Source organism: Haemophilus sp. Marseille-P9675 (assembly GCF_916862695.1).
Lineage (GTDB): Bacteria > Pseudomonadota > Gammaproteobacteria > Enterobacterales > Pasteurellaceae > Haemophilus > Haemophilus haemolyticus_K.
Genome location: NZ_CAKASP010000001.1, coordinates 223,270 through 243,690, shown reverse-complemented (window position 1 = coordinate 243,690; position 20,421 = coordinate 223,270). Strand labels below are relative to the sequence as shown.

Here is a 20,421-nt window from a genome sequence, read left to right as displayed (position 1 = left end):
CGGTGATTTTTTATCAGACTAAATATCTCGCCTTATCGCCATTTATTGTTCATTATAAATTTCAAGATTAGATGCTTGTTTTTCACGTTTTTTCTTTGCACTGTCGTTCCGTTGACTTGCAATTTTTTCTAAATATTTTGGCGTGATATCGCCTGTAATATATTCGCCAGTGAATACTGAACAATCAAATCCTCGAATAGCCGGATTTTCTAATTGAACAGATTCGGTAAGTGCGGTCAGATCTTGGAAAATTAGTTTATCTACGCCAATCAAATGCGCAATTTCATCAACATTTCGACCGTAAGCGATCAGTTCATCGCGACTCGGCATATCAATACCATATACATTCGGATAACGAATTTCTGGAGCAGCAGAGGCAAAGTAAATTTTCTTCGCGCCAGCTGAGCGAGCCATTTCAACAATTTGCTCAGAGGTTGTACCGCGAACAATAGAATCGTCCACCAATAAGACGTTTTTATCTTTAAATTCAGCTTTAATGGTATTCAATTTGCGGCGAACCGAACTAATACGCTGTGCTTGTCCTGGCATAATAAACGTACGACCAACATAGCGATTTTTTACAAATCCTTGGCGGTAAGGTTTCCCTAATACACGGGCAATTTGTAACGCAATATCTGTGGAAGTTTCAGGAACGGGAATCACCACATCAATATTATCAATTTCATCCGCCCATTCTTTTGCAATTTTTTGCCCTAGTTTTTCGCCCATGTGAACACGTGCAGCATAAACAGAGACGCCATCGATCGTTGAATCTGGACGTGCAAAATAAACATACTCAAAAATACAAGGATTTAGCACCGCACTTTCGGCGCATTGCTGCGAATAAAGCTCGCCATCAAATGTCACATAAACGGCTTCACCCGGGGCAATATCGCGAACAAAGTCAAAACCCACAATATCTAAGGCTACTGTTTCAGACGCAAACATATACTCAGTTTTGCCATTTTCTTCGCGTTTACCCAACACTAAAGGACGAATACCAAAAGGATCACGAAACGCAACCATACCATGCCCAATAATCATCGCTAAGCAAGCATAAGCACCACGAACATCGTTGTGAGTTTTACGAACGGCATAGAAAATATCTTGTGGGTCGAGGTGATCTTTAAGAATGTAATCGAGATGTTTAGCGAAAATATTAAGAAGAAGTTCGGAATCTGAATTGGTGTTTACATGACGGCGGGCAGTTTTAAAAACCTTTTCTTTTAACTCCACTGAGTTGGTTAAATTGCCGTTATGCACCAAAGTGACACCATAGGGAGAATTCACATAAAAAGGCTGCGCCTCTGAGACGCTAGAACTCCCCGCTGTAGGATAACGAACATGCCCCAATCCAGCATTTCCTTGCAACCGTAGCATATGCTCTTGATGGAACACATCACTCACTAAACCGTTAGCTTTGCGTAAGCGGAAACGATTTTCATCGTCAACCGTCACTATGCCCGCAGCATCTTGCCCACGATGTTGCAAAAGAGTTAATGCTGCATAAATAGATTCATTAACCGGACTTTGGCTAACAATACCGACAATACCACACATTTTGTGTTCCTTATTGATTAAGCGTTGGATTTAAAAAACTTGAACTAGCCTGAAGTTGTTGAAAGAACCATTCAATAATAAAACCAAAGTGCGGTATTAATTGAGATTCTTTCCACCAATCAGTTTGTTCAAAATTGGTGAAGGTATCCATGAAAAATAATAACGCAGCGACAATCAGCGCACCGCGCACTAAACCAAAAATCGCACCTAAAACACGATCAGTGCCGCTTAAACCAGTTTTATCTACTAATTGGCTAATCACATAATTTACTATGGCACCCACGATTAAAGTCAGTACAAATAAAATCCCGATCGCGGTTCCATTACGAATATACATTGATTCAATTTGCGTAAGATAAGCTGCAAGATAAGGATAGAACTGGCTTGCTACAATAAATGCTACAACCCAGCTACCGAGTGAAAGCACTTCGCGAACAAAACCGCGTAATAAACTGACAAGAATAGAAAAAGCGATAATGCCAATAATAATGTAATCGATCATTAAATAATCTCTCAATAAAAAACGGCCGTTTAAAACGACCGAGGTATTTTACAAAAATAAAGCCAAAAAGAAAACGTTTGCGTAAACTAAATTTCCTGCCAAAAAGCACGTTCAAATTTGCTTTGAGCTTTCTTTAAGACTTCTGCTAAATGTTGGTATGTCGGTTGATCTTGCACAAAAGGCAAGGGTTCATGTAGTTGTTTTAAGCGTTCGCAAATATCATAAAACCATACCGCACTTTGATTTTCTAATGGCGAATTCGCACGCTTACCAAGCCAATAAAGACCTTGAAAAGGAATAAGCAAGGCAAAAAGTGAGGTCAAAATTGCAATAGAAAAGGCCATCAAATCATTTTTTGCATAAATCTGTTGCCACACCACTGCAAATACAGCAACAAAGGGCATGAATTTTTGTGCAAAACTCGTGGCTTTCATAATACGGTTTTCAGGGAAAATCATGCCTAACTTAGCCTCCTGCGGCCAAGTATTAAGATAAACTTGTCCCTGTTTTAAAATGGAAAAAAATGCCATAAAAATGCTCGTTAAAATAACCGCACTTATCATACCCCACTTTATATTATTTTGTCACCTTACCCAAAAAGTTTAAATTTTCAAAAAATTTAATAACCTGATGAATTTTTATGCATAGACGAATTTATTTTATTTGTCAAAAAGTGTATCCTATGTCCGATTTTTTCAGTCCATTCAACTGAGTGGATTTTCATTAACTTTAATCAAATATAGGGTTCCTATGTCAAAACTTGTTCTAATCCTTAACTGTGGTAGTTCTTCATTAAAATTTGCAATCCTTGATCCAGCAACAGGTGAAGAAAAATTATCTGGTTTAGCTGAAGCATTTTTCCTTCCAGAAGCTCGCATTAAATGGAAACTTAACGGTGAGAAAGGGAGCGCAGATTTAGGTGCAGGTGCAGCACATACTGAAGCACTTGACTTCATTGCATCAAACATTATGACTGATGAGCTTAAAAACTCAATCACATCGATTGGTCACCGTATCGTTCACGGTGGTGAAAAATACACTCAATCCGTTGTAATCACAGATGAAGTGGTTAAAGGTATTGAAGATGCAGCACAATTTGCCCCACTTCACAACCCTGCTCACCTAATCGGTATTCGTGAAGCCTTTAAAACCTTCCCACATTTAAAAGATAAGAATGTTGCCGTATTTGATACTGCTTTCCACCAAACTATGCCTGAAGAAGCATTCTTATATGCGCTTCCATATTCACTCTATAAAGAGCACGCTGTTCGTCGCTATGGTGCTCACGGTACTAGCCACTACTTCGTTTCTCGTGAAGTCGCTGAATATGTAGGTAAACCTGCAGACCAAGTCAATACGATTATTTGTCACTTAGGTAATGGGGGGTCTGTTTCTGTTGTTCGTAACGGTAAATGTATTGATACATCAATGGGCTTAACTCCGTTAGAAGGTTTAGTAATGGGCACTCGTTGTGGTGATATCGACCCTGCAATCGTATTCTACCTATACAAAAACTTAGGTATGTCAATGGAACAAATCGAAGAGACTTTAGTGAAAAAATCCGGTCTTTTAGGTTTAACTGAGGTAACCAGTGACTGTCGTTATGCAGAAGATAACTACGACGATCTGTCTAAGCCTGAAGCAAAACGTGCATTAGACGTCTATAGTTACCGTTTAGCAAAATACATCGGTGCTTATATGGCGGTATTAGGCGATGATCACTTAGATGCCATTGCATTTACGGGTGGTATCGGTGAAAACTCCGCTCATGTTCGTGAATTAGCATTAAATCACTTAAAATTATTTGGTATTAAAGTGGATAACGAACGCAATCTTGCGGCACGCTTCGGTAAAGATGGCGTAATCACTACTGATGATTCTGCATTTAAAGCGATTGTACTTCCAACTAATGAAGAGTTAGTCATCGCTCAAGATACCGCACGTTTAGCGGGCTAATCAACTTCCATCAAACCTGCTGAAAAATCAGCAGGTTTTTTTCATTTATTAAAAGGTATATCAAAATGACTAAAGCAGTTATTCTTATTCCAACTAGCACAGAAGCCAATTTAGCATCAGCATTACAAATCGCTAAAACAACAAATGCGGTTATATTCAATGCAGTAGAAGATGTAAAAGCCGCTCAAGCATTCATCGCAAATAATCAAAAAGACGTGTTGTTAGAAAAAATCGTTGCTGATTTCCAAGCATTAAATGCAAATCTAGTGGTTGTTAAAGGTGTTCAACCTTCAGCTCAAGCGCCTTTTGCAAATAGCTTAAACTTTGCGATTGCGCAAACCTTAGATGCACAAATCATCTTAGTAGCAAACAATGAAGAAAGCACATTAATAGAAGCCGTTGCTTCAGAATTTGGTGGTGTGAACAACGCTGATATATTAGGTGTATTTGGTGCACAAGCAGGAAAAATTAAAACCTTCGATGAACAAGCATTAGTTGCGGCAATCTCTGCACCACTTGCTCGTAAAGCACGTATTTCTCCAGCTGCATTCCGTTTCAAATTAACTGATTTAGCACGCAAAGCAGGCAAAACTATCGTATTACCAGAAGGTGACGAACCTCGCACTGTTAAAGCGGCTGCAATCTGTGCTGAACGTGGTATCGCAAAATCAGTATTATTAGCGGATCCTGAATCAGTGAAAAAAGTCGCAGCAGAACAAGGCGTGACTTTAAGTGCTGACGTAACAATCATCAATCCAGCTGACGTACGCGAAAACTACGTTGCTCGTTTAGTTGAATTACGTAAATCTAAAGGCTTAACTGAAGAACAAGCTCGCGCGCAATTAGAAGACACCGTTGTATTAGGCACCATGATGTTAGAAGCTGGCAAAGTGGATGGTCTAGTTTCTGGTGCCGTTCATACAACGGCAAACACTATTCGCCCACCGATGCAGATCATCAAAACAGCACCTGGCAGTTCAATTATCTCATCTGTATTCTTTATGTTATTACCAGACCAAGTATTAGTCTATGGCGACTGTGCGGTAAATCCAGAACCTACAGCGGAACAATTAGCTGAAATCGCAATCCAATCAGCCGAATCTGCAAAAGCATTTGGTTTAGAACCAAAAGTGGCAATGCTTTCTTATTCAACTGGTACTTCTGGTGCGGGTCAATCAGTCGAGAAAGTAAAAGAGGCAACCCGTATTGCACAAGAAAAACGCCCTGATTTATTAATTGATGGTCCATTGCAATACGATGCAGCTGTGATGAAAGATGTGGCAGCTTCTAAAGCACCAAATTCTAAAGTAGCGGGTCAAGCAAATGTATTTGTATTCCCTGATATCAACGCGGGTAATATCGGCTATAAAGCAGTTCAACGCTCTGCTGATTTAGTTGCGGTAGGTCCAATGCTTCAAGGTATGCGAAAACCTGTTAATGACTTATCTCGTGGCGCATTAGTCGATGACATTGTTTACACTATTGCATTAACTGCAATTCAAGCAACACAATAGTCTAAACAAGCTAAAAAAATCCCGCACTTTTAAAAGAATGCGGGATTTTTTATTGATTAATCAATTTTGTGCATGTTTTGCAGAAACTTCATTTAATAAAGTTTGCAACTCCCCAGATTGATACATTTCCAAAATAATATCACACCCACCAATTAACTCTCCCTCGACCCATAGTTGTGGGAAAGTAGGCCAATTCGCATAAACAGGCAATTCAGCACGAATATCAGCATGTTGTAAGATATCAACATAACCAAAAGGTACTTTACAATTCATCAGTGCTTCTACTGCTCGCGCCGAAAAACCACAAGATGGTAATTTAGGTGAGCCTTTCATATAGATAAGAATTGGATTTTCACTAATTTGTTTTTTAATTTTGTCTAAGGTTTCCATAATGTTCCCCACGAATAAAAGAGGATTGAATTCTACCACAAGTTAAAACTTGAGTGAAATTCTAGGATTATTATCTTAATAAAACAAAAGGCCTAAACCGAAGTTTAAGCCTTTTTTTCTGTATTTAATCTTTCGTTAAACGAATACTAAAATTATTTAGTACCGTTAACTGCGATTTCAACACGACGGTCTGGTGCTAAACAAGCGATAAGCGCTTTACGACCTTTAACTTGGTCACAAGTTGCGCCAGTCACTGGATTTGCTTTACCGTAACCAGTTGCAGAGATTGCGTTAGTTGCTACGCCTTTTTGTACTAAGTAGTTAGCTACTGTGTCTGCACGACGTTGAGAAAGTTTTAAGTTACCAGCATCAGAACCGATACGGTCAGTGTAACCAGCAACAGCTACTTTAGCACTGTTGATTTGTGCGATTTCACCGTAGATACCATCTAAAGTTGCTTTAGCTTGTGGTTTTAAGTTTGCTTTACCGAAAGCGAAAGTTACATCAGAGTTTAAGTTGAAAGTTTTGCTTACAACTTCAGGAGCCATAGCTGGTGCAGCTACTGCGCCTTGACCGAAACGGTAAGAAACGCCAGCGTTGATAGAACCAATCCATGGGTTGTAATCTACAGAGCTATTGTGAGCATTTTGAGTACGGAATTTACCTACGCGAGTTAACCATTGGTATTCTAAACGAACTGCTAACTCTGGTAATACTGCATATTCTGCACCGACTGCGAATAAACCAGAGGTACGTAAGCTGTGACGACCTTCTTCGTGATCACGAGCACCATTTGTCTTATCGTAGAATTTATAGTCAGAACGTACTAAAGCCACACCTGCTTTACCGTAAACATCTAAACCATTTAACACTTCGTAGCTACCTTTAAAGCTTAAGTGAGTACCGTGGTTAGTGTGTTTAGCAACAGTTTTACCAGCTTCACGCGCTTTTGCACGACCAAAATCATCGTAACCTAATTCCACTGCTAAACCTAAGTTATCACGATTTAAGATTTGGTAACCACCAAATACACCATAAGTGAAAGAATTACGGTTATAACCATAATCATTAACACTTAATTTGTTAGCAATAACACTGTTTTTGTTAATACCATCGTGGAAAGATGCTTGACCTGCTTTAACACCTGCATAGAAAGTGTTTTCTTGTGGTGCAGCTTGAGCTACTGAAGCCGCTGCTAAACCAGCAACTACTAATGCGATTGCAGTTTTTTTCATTTTGATGTCCTCTATTTAGTCATCGTTTATTAATAAGAAAAGTTTCCTTGCTTATAATGGAACTTTTAGGGAAAGTTACACTCAAAGCATTTGCTTAACTAGGGTTTTGAATTTGCCCTATTGTTACCTTTTGACAAATTCAATTCCTTTGTTTACGCCAAAGGAACGTTCAAAAGTGCGATTATTATCCTATAAAAATTCAAAAGATCAAATTTTTTTTGAACTTTTTGTTTATTTTTTATCCAAAAATACACTATTCTTGACTAATTTACTCCACAAAACGCTTCTTCAAAACGCTCAAAATCTAATTCGACATTGTGCGCTCCTTAAGATATTATCGAGAACACCCTGTATTTATAGCTTTAAATGAGTTAAATGCTATGTTGCCAAGTCTAAATCGCACTCCACAAATTGAACAAGATGTCCTTAACTATCTCCAAGCACTAAAAAAACAACATTTTGAAGGGGATATCGCTACAAATTATGCAGATAGATTAAGTCTTGCTACGGATAACAGCGTTTACCAACAGCTTCCTCAAGCGATTCTTTTTCCGAAAACTGTTGCTGATATAGTACGTATAACCAAATTGGCAAATTTACCTGAATATCAATTCCTCACCTTTACTCCTCGTGGTGGAGGCACTGGCACAAATGGACAATCCATCAATAACAATATAATAGTGGATCTTTCTCGCCATATGACTGCTATTTTAGAACTCAATGTCAAAGAACGTTGGGTTCGTGTACAAGCAGGCGTAGTAAAAGATCAACTTAATCAATTTTTAAAACCACATGGTTTATTCTTTGCCCCAGAGCTATCCACCAGCAATCGAGCAACGTTAGGTGGAATGATTAATACGGATGCCTCTGGGCAAGGTTCATTGCAATATGGTAAAACCTCTAATCATGTTTTGGCATTACGCGCAGTATTAATGAACGGTGAGATTTTAGATACCAGTGCTGTCAATTCTGTTGATGTTTTAGAAAACATCGATACGCTTGAATTAAGTGATAGTAGCAAAAGACTCCATCAAACCATTGCACAACACTGTAAAGAAAAAAGAGCGGCAATCATTAAAGATCTGCCACAACTTAACCGTTTTTTAACGGGATACGATCTGAAAAATGTATTTAATGAAGATGAAAGTGAATTTAATCTCACCAGAATTCTCACTGGTTCTGAAGGTTCTCTCGCATTTATTTGTGAAGCCAAACTCAATCTTCTGCCTATTCCGCAGTATCGCACGCTCATCAATATTAAATATCGTTCTTTTGATGCAGCATTACGCAATGCACCTTTTATGGTGAAAGCCAATGCGCTTTCTGTGGAAACCGTTGATTCCAAAGTCTTAAATCTCGCTAAACAAGATATTATTTGGCACTCGGTGAATGAACTTCTTACAGAAGATGAAGAAGATCCAATTCTTGGTTTAAATATTGTGGAATTTGCTGGTAATAATAAAGAAAAAATAGACCGCCAAGTCACCGCACTTTGTCGCTCACTTGATGAAAAAATCGAACACAACCAAGATCACATTATTGGCTATCAAGTTTACTCAGATTTACCTTCTATTGAACGTATTTATGCAATGCGCAAAAAAGCAGTAGGCTTACTTGGTAACGCAAAAGGCGCAGCCAAACCGATTCCGTTTGTAGAAGATACTTGTGTCCCCCCAGAAAATCTTGCGGATTACATTAGTGAATTTCGCACTTTATTAGACAAGCACCATTTACAATATGGCATGTTTGGTCACGTGGATGCGGGCGTATTACACGTTCGCCCAGCGCTTGATTTATGCGATAAAGAACAAGTGAAATTATTCAAACAAATTTCAGATGAAGTCGCCGAACTTACGATTAAATATGGTGGATTACTCTGGGGAGAGCACGGAAAAGGCGTGCGTTCCCATTACGGCGAAAAATTCTTTACCCCAGAACTCTGGCACGAACTTCGTTATATCAAAACCTTATTCGATCCAAACAATCGTTTAAATCCCGGCAAAATCTGTACGCCTTTGGATTCCGAAGAGGAACTTTATTCTATTCTTTCGCCAATGCGGGCTGATAAGGATCGCCAAATTCCTATCCAAATACGAGATGAATTTAAGGGGGCGATGAACTGCAATGGAAACGGTTTATGTTTCAATTTTGATGAACACAGCATCATGTGCCCATCGATGAAAGTCAGTAAAAATCGTGTATTTTCGCCGAAAGGTCGCGCAGCTATGGTTCGAGAATGGCTTCGATTGATGGCAAATGAAAATGTTTCGCCCGAACAATTAGACTTCTGTAAAACAGAAATAAAATTAACCGCACTTGTGAAAAGACTAAGCAATACGGTTCAAAAATGGCGAGGGGATTATGATTTTTCTCACGAAGTGAAAGCTGCAATGGATACTTGTCTTGCTTGTAAAGCCTGTGCTAGTCAATGCCCGATTAAAATTGATGTACCAAGTTTCCGTGCGAAATTCTTTCATTTTTATCACAGCCGCTACTTACGCCCAGTAAAAGATCACGTTGTGGCAAATTTAGAAATCGCTGCGCCTTATATGGCAAAGCAGGCAAAATTCTTTAATTATTTTACCAAGCTAAAAGTCACGCAAACATTAGTGGAAAAAACACTAGGCATGACTGATTTGCCCTTGCTTTCTGAACCCAATTTGCAACAACAGCTGGTGGAAATTCATTATCAAGGCAAATCCTTGGAAGAATTGGAAGGTCTAAGTGCGGTAGAAAAAAACGATATTTTATTTATTGTGCAAGATCCTTACACATCTTACTATGATGCGAAAGTGGTACGCGATTTTGTTATGCTTACGCAGAAATTAGGCTTCAAACCAATTCTGTTGCCATTTAAACCAAACGGCAAAGCAATGCACATTAAAGGTTTCTTAAAACGCTTTAGCAAAACAGCACAAAATCAAGCCGAGTTTTTAAATCGAATGGCAAAATTAGGCATTCCGCTTGTAGGCGTTGATCCAGCCATCGTGCTGTCTTATCGAGACGAATACAAAGACGCACTACAAGAAAAACGTGGTGATTTTCACGTTCTCACCGCACACGAATGGTTAAAACAAAGATTACAAAATGCGGAGTTACAAGATAAACTGAAAAACATTGCCAAAACTGACCGCACTTCTGATTGGTATTTATTCCCGCATTGTACGGAATCTACTTTTATGCCAAACAGCCCAAAAGAATGGCAAGAAATTTTTGGAAGATTTGGACAACAACTTAATGTAGAAAAAGTAGGATGTTGCGGTATGGCTGGTGTATTTGGACATGAAGTGCAAAATCAAAAAATGAGCCAAGAAATCTACGATGTATCGTGGCATAAAAAACTGCATGAAAAAGATCCGCACTTTTGTTTAGCAACCGGTTATTCTTGCCGCAGTCAGGTAAAACGTTATGAACATGTGGTGCTAAAACACCCTGTTCAGGCATTATTAGAAATTTTAGCGTAATGAAAGGAAGATCATGATTTGGCAAAAAAACTTCACGCTCGAAAACTTAAATCAACTTTGCTCCAATAGTGCAGTTAGCCATCTTGGCATTGAAATTTCTGCTTTTGGCGAGGATTGGATTGAAGCGACAATGCCAGTGGATCATCGTACAACCCAACCTTTTGGTCTATTACATGGCGGAATATCTGTTGCATTAGCAGAAACGATAGGTTCATTGGCGGGATACCTTGCAATAGAAGAAAATAAAATTGCAGTGGGACTTGATATTAATGCTCATCACCTACGTTCAGTAAAGCAAGGCATTGTTACAGCAAAGGCTACACCTATTAGTTTAAATAGAAATATCCACGTATGGCAAATTGACATTCGTGATGAACAAGATAAACTTTGCTGCGTTTCTCGACTTACACTTTCTATTCTAAACTTATGATAGCAAATCAAAAAATAGGGATTATTTTAGCCAATTTAGGGACACCCGATGCGCCCACCTCATCTGCTATATCCCGTTATTTATGGAAATTTTTAACCGACCCAAGAGTAGTCGATTTATCTCCTTACAAATGGTATCCATTACTCAAGGCTGTTATTTTGCCATTACGTTCAAAACGTATTGCTAAAAATTATCAAGCAATTTGGACAGAGCAAGGTTCGCCTTTACTTGCCATTTCACGACGACAAAAAGATGCATTACAAGCCTATTTAGATAAGCAACATATTGATGCTCAAGTAGAAATTGCGATGACATACGGCAACCCATCAATGCAAAGTGCGGTGAAAAATTTACTTAAAAATAAAGTTGAACGAATTATTGTCCTCCCCCTTTACCCACAATATTCTAGTACAACAACAGGCGCACTATTTGATGTCTTTGCTCATGCTCTTAAAGAAGAGCGAGGAATGGTGTCGTTTGATTTTATTCATTCTTATCATGTTGATGAAAATTACATTAACGCCTTAGCAGATTCCATAAAAGCGCGGTTAAAACCCGATGAGTTTTTGCTATTTTCTTATCATGGTATCCCTTTACGTTATGAAAATATGGGCGATTACTACCGTGAACACTGCAAACAGACAACGCTTGCTGTTGTAGACAAATTGGGATTGACCGAAAACCAATGGGGAATAACCTTCCAATCACGTTTTGGACGAGAAGAATGGTTACAACCTTACACGGATAAATTTCTCCAAAATGCAGCATCACAAGGCATTCATAAAATAGCCGTCATTTGCCCAGGTTTTTCGGTTGATTGTTTAGAAACTATTGAAGAAATTGATGAGGAAAACCGCGAGAATTTTCTCACTAATGGCGGACAATCTTACCAATATATTCCTGCACTCAATGCAGAGCCGCAACATATTGAAATGATGGGAAAACTGCTCCTGGCAAAAATCTTTCCCTCATTGAAAGAGTAAAACATTTCTAAAATCGGCCGCTCTTTGTTAAAATCAGCCATTATTTTTTCACAAGGATAAAACATGGCTGATTTTCCTTTTATCGTTGACATCAACGAACAAAATCTTACTGAAATACTGCAACAATCCTTAGAAAAACCACTTGTCATCAATTTTTACGCACCAACACATAAAGAATCGGCGGATTTTTTGGCACTACTTGAGCAAGTTGCAGAACAATATCAAGGACAATTTGTTCTTGGAAAAGTAAATTGTGAAAAAGAGCAAATGATTGCTGCACAATTCCGTATCCAAGCATTGCCAACCACGTATTTGTTTAAAGAAGCACAGGCATTAGATGCATTTCCAGGTGCGCTTGATAAATCTTCATTAATCCAACGATTAAGCATTATTTTACCTAAAGAGGAAGATTTAAAATTCCAACAAGCATTAGATTTCTTGCAAGTAGAAAATTATGAGGCTGCATTGCCATTATTGAAAGACGCATGGGAACTTTCAGATAAGAAAAATAGTGATGTCGCCCTACTCTACGCTGAAACCTATATTGCAATGAAAAAAACGGAGCCAGCACAGGAAATTCTAAAACAAATTCCATTGCAAGATCGAGATAGTCGTTGGCACGGATTACAAGCACAAATTGAGCTACAAATTCAAGCAGCCGATACACCTGAAATCCAACAATTACAGACCGATTATGCTAAAAACCCAACAGCTGAAATTGCAATAAAACTTGCTATACAACTTCATCAAGCTGGACGAAATGAAGAAGCGCTGACATTACTTTTCGGCATTTTAAAAACAGATTTAGGGGCACAGAATGGTGAAGTGAAACAACAATTTTTATCCATTTTAAGTGCAATGGGCAATGCTGATCCATTAACAAATAAGTTTCGCCGATTGCTTTATTCACTGCTCTATTAATCGAAAGGTTTATAATTGATAAGCTGTATGGAACAGTTTCATACATAGCAATCATCAGAATAAACTTAAATTCAATTAATTCTCTCTTTACAAAAAACAAGGATTCTTTATGTCAGATATCAAACACGCAAAACTTTTAATTTTAGGCTCAGGCCCTGCTGGTTATACAGCTGCCATTTATGCAGCACGTGCAAACTTAAAACCAGTATTGGTAACGGGTTTGCAACAAGGCGGCCAGCTTACCACAACAGATGAAATCGAAAACTGGCCAGGTGATTTTGAGATGACTACTGGTTCAGGTTTAATGCAACGTATGTTGCAACATGCAGAAAAATTTGAAACAGAAATCGTCTTCGATCATATCAATCGCGTCGATTTATCCTCTCGTCCATTCAAACTTTTTGGCGATGTGCAAAATTTTACTTGTGATGCGTTAATTATCGCAACAGGCGCCTCTGCACGCTATATTGGCTTACCGTCAGAAGAAAACTACAAAGGCCGTGGCGTTTCTGCTTGTGCAACCTGTGATGGTTTCTTTTATCGTAATAAACCAGTCGGTGTAATTGGTGGTGGAAATACTGCGGTAGAAGAAGCGCTTTACTTAGCCAATATTGCAAGTACAGTGCATTTAATCCACCGTCGCGATAACTTCCGTGCGGAAAAAATCCTTATCGACCGTTTATACAAAAAAGTAGAAGAAGGAAAAATCGTTCTTCATACCGACCGCACTTTAGATGAAGTGTTGGGTGACAACATGGGAGTAACCGGATTACGTTTAGCCAACACAAAAACTGGGGAGAAAGAAGAACTCAAATTAGATGGTTTATTCGTGGCGATTGGTCACTCGCCAAATACGGATATTTTCCAAGGACAATTAGAATTGAATAATGGCTATATCGTTGTAAAATCTGGTCTTGAAGGAAATGCAACAGCTACTTCTGTGGAAGGCGTATTCGCAGCAGGCGATGTAATGGATCACAATTATCGCCAAGCCATTACCTCTGCGGGAACTGGTTGTATGGCAGCCTTGGATGCAGAACGCTATTTAGATTCTCAAGAGGTATAAATTCTCTAACTAATTCCCCTCTTTTAAAAGAGGGGAACTTTTTCTATATCACGATAAAACTATGAACAAACTTCGCCAAAAATATTTACAAAAATGGCTTCGCGCACAACAAGAACCTATCAAAAAATTAATGCGCGCAAACATTGTCTTAGCTACGCTTTCTACACTCATTTTAGTCGCGCAAACTTATTTTCTTGCGACTTTGCTCGATAAACTGATTATGCAAAATGTGCCTCGTGATGAACTCATTCCTTATTTTATTGGATTAATTGCTTGTTTTGGATTGCGCGCTGTCATTTTATGGATACGAGAAAAAATTGGATTTCAGAGTGGCAAAATATTACGTCGTCATATTCGCCAAAAGATTCTCGATAAAATTCATCTCGTGGGACCTGCCACAATTAACCAAAAACCAGCGGGAAGCTGGGCAAGCCTCATGCTAGAACAAGTAGAAAACCTACATAATTTCTATGCCCGTTTTCTGCCACAGCAAAGTCTTTCAGTCATTGTTCCCCTTGTGATCTTAATTGCTGTCTTTCCATTGAACTGGGCTGCAGGTTTAATTTTAATGATCACCTCGCCACTTGTTCCCGTCTTTATGATCCTTGTTGGTATCGCTGCAGCAGACAGTAGCCAAAAAAATATGGATACCCTTTCTCGCCTCAGCGCCCAATTTTTAGATCGCTTACGCGGTTTGGAAACCTTACGTCTTTTTAACCGCACTTCTGAACAAACAGCGCATATTGAAAATGCCACTGAAGATTTCCGTGAAACCACAATGGATGTGCTAAAACTCGCTTTTCTCTCTTCTGCTGTATTAGAATTTTTTACCTCTATTTCCATTGCCCTCATGGCGGTCTATTTTGGTTTTAGCCACTTAGGTCAAATTGAATTTGGTACCTATAACACCCCACTTACACTTTTCACAGGTTTCTTTTGTTTAATTCTTGCACCTGAATTTTATCAACCCTTACGCGATCTGGGCGCTTATTACCACGACCGCGCAGCGGGTATTGGTGCCGCAGATGCCATTGTTGATTTCTTAGAATCCGATTATTTAACCGTTCATCAAAATGAAAAAACAATTTCTTTGGAAAGTGCGGTTGAAATTTCTGCCGAAAATTTAGTGGTACTTTCGACACAGGGTTCAGCATTAACCAAGCCGTTAAATTTCCAAATTCCAGCAAATCACAATGTTGCGCTTGTAGGACAAAGTGGCGCAGGGAAAACCTCATTAATGAATGTAATTTTAGGCTTTTTACCTTATGAGGGTTCTCTCAAAATTAATGGACAAGAACTTCGCGAAAGCAATCTAGCTGACTGGCGCAAACATATTGCCTGGGTAGGACAAAATCCATTGTTATTACAAGGCACAATTAAAGAAAATCTTCTGCTTGGTGATATTCAAACAAGCGATGAGAAAATTCACCATGCTTTAATCCAAGCCCAAGCCACCGAATTTATAGATAAACTCGGTTTAGATTATGAAATTAAAGATGGAGGATTAGGCGTTTCTGTGGGACAAGCGCAACGTCTTGCTATTGCACGTGCATTATTACGCAAAGGTAGCCTACTATTACTTGATGAGCCAACAGCCAGTCTCGATGCCCAATCTGAAAGTCTCGTCCTTCAAGCATTAAATGAAATGAGTTGCTACCAAACAACATTAATGATTACACACCGCATTGAAGATTTAAAACAATGTGATCAAATTTTTGTCATGCAGCAGGGCGAAATTGTCCAACAGGGGATTTTTGCTGAATTACAAAATGAAGGTTTCTTTGGAGAACTTCTTGCACAACGAAAACAGGATATCCAATAATGCGCACATTACTTCCGTTTATACGTTTATTTAAATTCGCCAAATTTCCTCTTATTTTAGGCTTGGTGCTGATGATTTTAGGATTAGGATCCAGCATGAGCTTACTTACCGTTTCAGGCTGGTTTTTAGCCGCTACAGCCATTGCAGGACTAGGCACTCTATTTAACTTTTTCTACCCTTCAGCCAGTGTGCGAGGTTTAGCTATCGGACGAACCGTCATGCGCTATTTTGAAAAAATAGTGACGCATGATGCAACATTCCGAATTTTGTCAAAATTACGCGTACAAGTATTTGAAAAAATCATTCCTTTAAGCCCAGGGGTATTAAATCGTTATCGTAACAGCGATTTGTTAAATCGTTTAGTATCCGATGTGGATACACTTGATAGCCTCTATTTACGTTTACTTGCGCCATTTTTCACTGCTGCATTTGTAATCATTGCCATGACGATTGGACTTAGCTTTGTCAATATTCCACTCGCACTTGGTTTAGGCTTATTTTTGTTAATTTTATTAATAATTATCCCAACTGTTTTCTATCGACTAGGTCAGGAATTTGGCGAACTCTTAATCCAAGCACGCGCGACCTATCGAACCCAGTTTTTAGAATTTATCCAAGCACAAGCCGAGCTTTTATTATTTAATGCAGAAGATAAATTAAAAGAGAAAATGACAGCCACAGAAAAAACATGGCAGGAAGATCAAGCCAAAGAAGCAAAATTAAGTGGATTTTCTACCGCGCTTGTTCTGTTTCTAAATGGTTTGTTGATTTCTGGCATGCTATGGTTTGCAAGTAACGCCGATTTTGGCACAGATGAATACCGCACGGCTTATATTGCACTGTTCACTTTTGCTGCGCTTGCCGCCTTTGAGATCATCATGCCATTGGGTGCTGCATTTTTACATATAGGTCAAGTGATTGCTGCAGCAGAGCGTGTAACCGAAATCATTGAGCAAAAACCGCTTGTTAAGTTTAATGGTAATGAGGAATTTGAAACAAAAGTGCGGTTGATTTCTACGAAGGATTTAAGTTTTTCCTATCCAGGGCAAGAAACGCTTGTATTAAAAAATCTTACATTAGATTTAGAACAAAGCCAAAAAATTGCTATTTTAGGCAAAACTGGAAGTGGGAAATCTTCACTCCTTCAACTTTTAGTGCGCAATTATGATGCGAATCAAGGTAAGCTTTTATTAGCAGAAAAACCAATTTCAGCCTATTCAGAAGAGACATTACGCCGCCAAATTTGTTTTTTAACTCAACGTGTTCACGTATTCAGCGATACACTTCGTCAAAATTTACAATTTGCAAGTGCGGATAAAATTTCTGATGAAAAAATGATTGAAGTGCTACATCAAGTTGGTTTAAGCAAATTACTTGAGCAAGAAGGAAAAGGTTTAAATCTTTGGCTTGGTGATGGTGGTCGTCCTCTTTCTGGTGGGGAACAACGCCGTTTAGGTTTAGCACGTATTTTACTCAATAATGCGCCAATTTTATTATTGGATGAACCGACAGAAGGCTTAGATCGCGAAACTGAACGTCAAATTTTACGTTTAATTCTGCAACATGCCGAAAATAAAACCCTAATTATGGTCACTCACCGTCTAAGTTCAATTGAACAATTCGATAAAATTTGTGTAATTGATAACGGAAGATTAATCGAAGAAGGAGATTACAATAGCTTAATCAAAAAAGAAAATGGTTTCTTTAAAAGATTGATTGAGAGGGTATAAGAAAAGGAAGTTGGGCGGAAACCTTCCCAGCTTCTTCTCGGCACACAGTAATTCCGACTTTGGCTGCTTCCTTCCGGACCTGACCGAGTAAACCAGACACCGTTGCGAGAGACCGAGAAGGTTTCCATTGATATCGCAGAGCGACTGCGGACTATTATGCAAGAATTACCATATTATTGCAAAGATTAATTCTCTTTAATTACAAAAGTGCGGTTAATTTGCTGAGAATTTACACCATATTCCAGGAGTTTAATAATATGAACTATCTTCAATACTATCCCACTGATGTCATTAATGGCGAAGGTACACGTTGTACTTTATTTGTCAGTGGCTGTACCCATGGTTGTAAAGGTTGCTACAACCAAAAAAGCTGGTCATTTTCAGCAGGTGTATTATTTGATGAAGCGATGGAACAACAAATTATTAATGATTTAAAAGACACTCGCATTAAACGCCAAGGGTTGACGCTTTCAGGTGGCGATCCACTTCATCCCCTCAACGTAGAAACATTATTGCCATTTGTGCAACGCGTAAAACGAGAATGTCCCGATAAAGACATTTGGGTTTGGACGGGTTATAAGCTGGATGAACTAGACGAACAACAACGTGCTATGTTGCCTTATATTGATGTGTTAATTGATGGGAAATTTATTCAAGAACAGGCTGACCCAAGTTTAGTTTGGCGGGGTTCAGCAAATCAGGTTATTCATCGATTTAAACTATAATATTACCGATACGCCATTATTGCGTCTTTTTATTTCGCTCTAAAGATTTATGCTGAATCTGCACTATTTTTCCTTTTGCCTGAAAATATTCTCCAAGTTGTTGTGCTATATAAACAGAGCGATGTTTCCCACCAGTGCATCCAATAGCAATAGTTAAGTAACTTCTATTATTTTTTTCTAAAAGCGGCAACCATGTTTCTATATAATTTCGTGTAAGATAAATAAATTCATTCACTTCTGTATGACTATTTAAAAATGCCGCCACAGGCGCATCTAATCCTGTCATTGGGCGAAGTGCCGGATCCCAATGTGGATTGGGTAAGAATCGCACATCAAAAACATAATCTGCATCAAGCGGAATACCATATTTAAACCCAAAAGATTCTATAATAATTTTAAGTTCTTTTTCGCCATACCCACAAATAAACTCTCGTAATTTTTCTGCAAGCGTATGTGTCGAAAGATGTGTCGTATCAAGAATGAAATTAGCATGTTGGATTAGTGGCTCTAAATATTGATATTCTGCATCAATCGCAACTTCAAGGGACAGATCTTGAACAGAAAGTGGGTGTAAACGCCGAGAATCACTATATCGACGAATCAACGTACTGCGATCCGCCTCTAAGAAAATAATCCTAACCTGATGATGATTTTGTAATGTTGAAAGTGTTTGCTCTAACGTCGTCGCAGAATTTGGAATATTACGAATATCTAGACTAATCGCTACTGAAGATTGTGACTGAGAAAGAATCTGAGTTAATTGAGGTAGTAAATCAAAAGGGATATTATCCACACAATAATAGCCCATATCCTCCAAAGCGCGTAGTGCCACAGACTTTCCCGCACCAGAACGTCCGCTAATAATGATAATATCCATATGCCCTCCCACTCTTTATTTCTTATTCATTATTCTCAAAAGAGATATTTTCTGAGCTATCTGAAATTTCAAAAACCTGCCAAATTTCCTCTGCACTTTTTGCTGAACGTAACTGCTTCAAAAGATTTTTATCCGTTAGTCTTTCAGTTAAGAAAGATAAAATTGGCATATAGGTTGCGCACTGATTTTCAGGTACCAATACCGCAAATACAAGATCAACAAATTTACCATCTGATGAATCGTAATCAATCGGTGTATCTAATTGCATAAATACAGCTATTGCTTTGTCTGATAATGTTACAGGAATTTTAGCTTTAGGCATGGCGATACCATTTCCTAAACCTGAATTACCTAATTTTTCCCGTTCAAAAAGACATTCCAAACAAACTTGTTCACCTTTCTCATCATTAACTTGCTCAATGACAAAATGCGCAATAGATTCAAATAATCGTTTTTTACTGGAAAAACTTACCCCCTGACGAATATTCTCAGGGCTTAATAACTCGGTAACGTTCATCTTTATAACTTAAACTGATCACCAAGATAAACACGTTTAACATGCTCATCATTCATAACAGCCTCAGGCGTACCTGTCGCAATAATTTTACCTTCTCCAACAATATAAGCGCGTTCACACACATCTAAAGTTTCACGTACATTATGATCAGTAATTAGCACACCTAATCCGCGATTACGTAAATCAGTAATAATTTTCTTAATATCAGATACTGAAATAGGGTCAACACCAGCAAAAGGTTCATCTAATAAAATAAATTTAGGATTAGCGGCTAATGCTCGAGCAATTTCTACACGACGACGTTCCCCACCAGATAAAGATTGGCCGAGACTATCTCTAATATGACTAATATTAAATTCTTCGATTAATTCATCCGCTCTTTCACGGCGTTGCTCAGCGGTTAAATCTTTACGAATTTCTAAAATAGCCATCAAATTTTCATAGACGGTTAAACGACGAAAAATAGACGCCTCTTGGGGTAAATACCCAATACCTCGCTGGGCGCGATTATGCATTGGAAGTAAACTAATATCCTCACCATCAATCACAATCTTACCTTGATCTTGGCGAACGAGTCCCACCACCATGTAAAAAGTCGTCGTTTTTCCCGCACCATTCGGCCCAAGTAATCCCACAATTTCATTTGAATTAACTTGAAGACTAACATCAGATACCACTTTACGGCTTTTATAGCTTTTCGCTAAATTCTCAGCAATCAAAACTGACATG

17 protein-coding genes, 1 other RNA gene and 2 pseudogenes are annotated in these 20,421 nt (G+C 38.6%); 11 read left to right on the top strand and 9 right to left on the bottom strand.

Translation table 11 applies throughout. The annotated features are described in order from the left end of the window. Window positions 1–42: 42 nt before the first annotated feature. The 3 genes from purF to yfbV form a co-directional block, all read right to left on the bottom strand. Window positions 43–1,560, bottom strand: a complete 1,518-nt coding sequence (purF, locus tag LIX50_RS01165; RefSeq protein WP_048954090.1) for an amidophosphoribosyltransferase — start codon at window positions 1,558–1,560, stop codon at window positions 43–45. A gap of 10 nt (window positions 1,561–1,570) precedes the next feature. Next, window positions 1,571–2,062: a CvpA family protein gene (locus LIX50_RS01160; protein WP_005626270.1), complete on the bottom strand. Its 492-nt coding sequence runs from the start codon at window positions 2,060–2,062 to the stop codon at window positions 1,571–1,573. Window positions 2,063–2,148: 86 nt separating this feature from the next. Then, complete coding sequence (gene yfbV / locus LIX50_RS01155; RefSeq protein WP_048954091.1) at window positions 2,149–2,592, bottom strand: terminus macrodomain insulation protein YfbV; 444 nt, start codon at window positions 2,590–2,592, stop codon at window positions 2,149–2,151. A gap of 220 nt (window positions 2,593–2,812) precedes the next feature. Between yfbV and LIX50_RS01150 the strand changes: the two genes are divergently transcribed. From LIX50_RS01150 to pta, 3 genes and pseudogenes are all read left to right on the top strand, one after another. Next, the gene (locus LIX50_RS01150) at window positions 2,813–4,018 is read left to right on the top strand and encodes an acetate kinase (RefSeq protein ID WP_048954092.1); all 1,206 of its coding nucleotides are present in this window, start codon (window positions 2,813–2,815) and stop codon (window positions 4,016–4,018) included. 65 nt (window positions 4,019–4,083) lie between these two features. After that, a pseudogene (locus tag LIX50_RS09575) lies at window positions 4,084–4,410 on the top strand (AAA family ATPase); the annotation flags it as partial. Between the two features lie 72 nt (window positions 4,411–4,482). Beyond that, a pseudogene (gene pta, locus LIX50_RS01145) lies at window positions 4,483–5,532 on the top strand (phosphate acetyltransferase); the annotation flags it as partial. A gap of 60 nt (window positions 5,533–5,592) precedes the next feature. On the opposite strand, the gene grxD reads toward pta, so the two are convergent. After that, complete coding sequence (grxD, locus tag LIX50_RS01140; RefSeq protein WP_048954094.1) at window positions 5,593–5,922, bottom strand: Grx4 family monothiol glutaredoxin; 330 nt, start codon at window positions 5,920–5,922, stop codon at window positions 5,593–5,595. A 152-nt stretch (window positions 5,923–6,074) separates the two neighbouring features. After that, window positions 6,075–7,157 carry a porin OmpA gene (gene ompA, locus LIX50_RS01135; RefSeq protein ID WP_048954095.1) on the bottom strand — a complete coding sequence of 361 codons (1,083 nt, stop codon included), beginning with the start codon at window positions 7,155–7,157 and terminating at the stop codon, window positions 6,075–6,077. Between the two features lie 380 nt (window positions 7,158–7,537). On the opposite strand from ompA, the gene LIX50_RS01130 reads away from it, so the two are divergent. From LIX50_RS01130 to cydC, 7 genes are all read left to right on the top strand, one after another. After that, complete coding sequence (locus LIX50_RS01130; protein WP_048954096.1) at window positions 7,538–10,621, top strand: FAD-binding and (Fe-S)-binding domain-containing protein; 3,084 nt, start codon at window positions 7,538–7,540, stop codon at window positions 10,619–10,621. A gap of 13 nt (window positions 10,622–10,634) precedes the next feature. Next, window positions 10,635–11,051, top strand: a complete 417-nt coding sequence (locus tag LIX50_RS01125; RefSeq protein ID WP_048954097.1) for a hotdog fold thioesterase — start codon at window positions 10,635–10,637, stop codon at window positions 11,049–11,051. Then, the gene (gene hemH, locus LIX50_RS01120; RefSeq protein WP_048954098.1) at window positions 11,048–12,034 is read left to right on the top strand and encodes a ferrochelatase; all 987 of its coding nucleotides are present in this window, start codon (window positions 11,048–11,050) and stop codon (window positions 12,032–12,034) included. Before LIX50_RS01125 ends, hemH begins: the two co-directional genes overlap by 4 nt. 63 nt (window positions 12,035–12,097) lie before the next feature. Then, the gene (locus tag LIX50_RS01115; RefSeq protein WP_048954099.1) at window positions 12,098–12,955 is read left to right on the top strand and encodes a co-chaperone YbbN; all 858 of its coding nucleotides are present in this window, start codon (window positions 12,098–12,100) and stop codon (window positions 12,953–12,955) included. 109 nt (window positions 12,956–13,064) lie between these two features. Beyond that, window positions 13,065–14,021: a thioredoxin-disulfide reductase gene (gene trxB / locus LIX50_RS01110; RefSeq protein ID WP_048954100.1), complete on the top strand. Its 957-nt coding sequence runs from the start codon at window positions 13,065–13,067 to the stop codon at window positions 14,019–14,021. A 61-nt stretch (window positions 14,022–14,082) separates the two neighbouring features. Next, entirely contained in the window at window positions 14,083–15,843 is a 1,761-nt protein-coding gene (gene cydD / locus LIX50_RS01105) for a heme ABC transporter permease/ATP-binding protein CydD (RefSeq protein WP_048954101.1), read from the top strand. Beyond that, window positions 15,843–17,573 (top strand): heme ABC transporter ATP-binding protein/permease CydC, encoded by a 1,731-nt coding sequence (gene cydC / locus LIX50_RS01100; RefSeq protein ID WP_048954102.1) that lies wholly within the window; start codon window positions 15,843–15,845, stop codon window positions 17,571–17,573. Before cydD ends, cydC begins: the two co-directional genes overlap by 1 nt. Before the next feature lie 20 nt (window positions 17,574–17,593). Here the strand turns inward: cydC and ffs are convergent. After that, an RNA gene (gene ffs, locus LIX50_RS01095) (signal recognition particle sRNA small type) lies at window positions 17,594–17,692 on the bottom strand. A gap of 138 nt (window positions 17,693–17,830) precedes the next feature. On the opposite strand from ffs, the gene nrdG reads away from it, so the two are divergent. Next, window positions 17,831–18,298: an anaerobic ribonucleoside-triphosphate reductase-activating protein gene (gene nrdG, locus LIX50_RS01090; RefSeq protein ID WP_048954103.1), complete on the top strand. Its 468-nt coding sequence runs from the start codon at window positions 17,831–17,833 to the stop codon at window positions 18,296–18,298. A gap of 16 nt (window positions 18,299–18,314) precedes the next feature. Here nrdG and rapZ read toward each other — a convergent pair whose 3' ends face one another. Genes rapZ through lptB form a run of 3 tightly spaced genes read right to left on the bottom strand, consistent with a single transcriptional unit; the run spans window position 18,315 to window position 20,420 of the window. Continuing rightward, the gene (gene rapZ, locus LIX50_RS01085) at window positions 18,315–19,175 is read right to left on the bottom strand and encodes an RNase adapter RapZ (protein WP_048954104.1); all 861 of its coding nucleotides are present in this window, start codon (window positions 19,173–19,175) and stop codon (window positions 18,315–18,317) included. Between the two features lie 22 nt (window positions 19,176–19,197). Then, entirely contained in the window at window positions 19,198–19,692 is a 495-nt protein-coding gene (gene ptsN / locus LIX50_RS01080; RefSeq protein WP_048954105.1) for a PTS IIA-like nitrogen regulatory protein PtsN, read from the bottom strand. Between the two features lie 2 nt (window positions 19,693–19,694). Further along, window positions 19,695–20,420: an LPS export ABC transporter ATP-binding protein gene (gene lptB, locus LIX50_RS01075; RefSeq protein WP_048954106.1), complete on the bottom strand. Its 726-nt coding sequence runs from the start codon at window positions 20,418–20,420 to the stop codon at window positions 19,695–19,697. Window position 20,421 lies beyond the last annotated feature (1 nt).

Excerpts from the sequence above, each read along its gene's own strand:
- purF (WP_048954090.1), bottom strand. The coding sequence starts at position 1,560 with ATGTGTGGTATTGTCGGTATTGTTAGCCAAAGTCCGGTTAATGAATCT.
- LIX50_RS01160 (WP_005626270.1), bottom strand. The coding sequence starts at position 2,062 with ATGATCGATTACATTATTATTGGCATTATCGCTTTTTCTATTCTTGTC.
- yfbV (WP_048954091.1), bottom strand. The coding sequence starts at position 2,592 with ATGGCATTTTTTTCCATTTTAAAACAGGGACAAGTTTATCTTAATACT.
- LIX50_RS01150 (WP_048954092.1), top strand. The coding sequence starts at position 2,813 with ATGTCAAAACTTGTTCTAATCCTTAACTGTGGTAGTTCTTCATTAAAA.
- grxD (WP_048954094.1), bottom strand. The coding sequence starts at position 5,922 with ATGGAAACCTTAGACAAAATTAAAAAACAAATTAGTGAAAATCCAATT.
- ompA (WP_048954095.1), bottom strand. The coding sequence starts at position 7,157 with ATGAAAAAAACTGCAATCGCATTAGTAGTTGCTGGTTTAGCAGCGGCT.
- LIX50_RS01130 (WP_048954096.1), top strand. The coding sequence starts at position 7,538 with ATGTTGCCAAGTCTAAATCGCACTCCACAAATTGAACAAGATGTCCTT.
- LIX50_RS01125 (WP_048954097.1), top strand. The coding sequence starts at position 10,635 with ATGATTTGGCAAAAAAACTTCACGCTCGAAAACTTAAATCAACTTTGC.
- hemH (WP_048954098.1), top strand. The coding sequence starts at position 11,048 with ATGATAGCAAATCAAAAAATAGGGATTATTTTAGCCAATTTAGGGACA.
- LIX50_RS01115 (WP_048954099.1), top strand. The coding sequence starts at position 12,098 with ATGGCTGATTTTCCTTTTATCGTTGACATCAACGAACAAAATCTTACT.
- trxB (WP_048954100.1), top strand. The coding sequence starts at position 13,065 with ATGTCAGATATCAAACACGCAAAACTTTTAATTTTAGGCTCAGGCCCT.
- cydD (WP_048954101.1), top strand. The coding sequence starts at position 14,083 with ATGAACAAACTTCGCCAAAAATATTTACAAAAATGGCTTCGCGCACAA.
- cydC (WP_048954102.1), top strand. The coding sequence starts at position 15,843 with ATGCGCACATTACTTCCGTTTATACGTTTATTTAAATTCGCCAAATTT.
- nrdG (WP_048954103.1), top strand. The coding sequence starts at position 17,831 with ATGAACTATCTTCAATACTATCCCACTGATGTCATTAATGGCGAAGGT.
- rapZ (WP_048954104.1), bottom strand. The coding sequence starts at position 19,175 with ATGGATATTATCATTATTAGCGGACGTTCTGGTGCGGGAAAGTCTGTG.
- ptsN (WP_048954105.1), bottom strand. The coding sequence starts at position 19,692 with ATGAACGTTACCGAGTTATTAAGCCCTGAGAATATTCGTCAGGGGGTA.
- lptB (WP_048954106.1), bottom strand. The coding sequence starts at position 20,420 with ATGTCAGTTTTGATTGCTGAGAATTTAGCGAAAAGCTATAAAAGCCGT.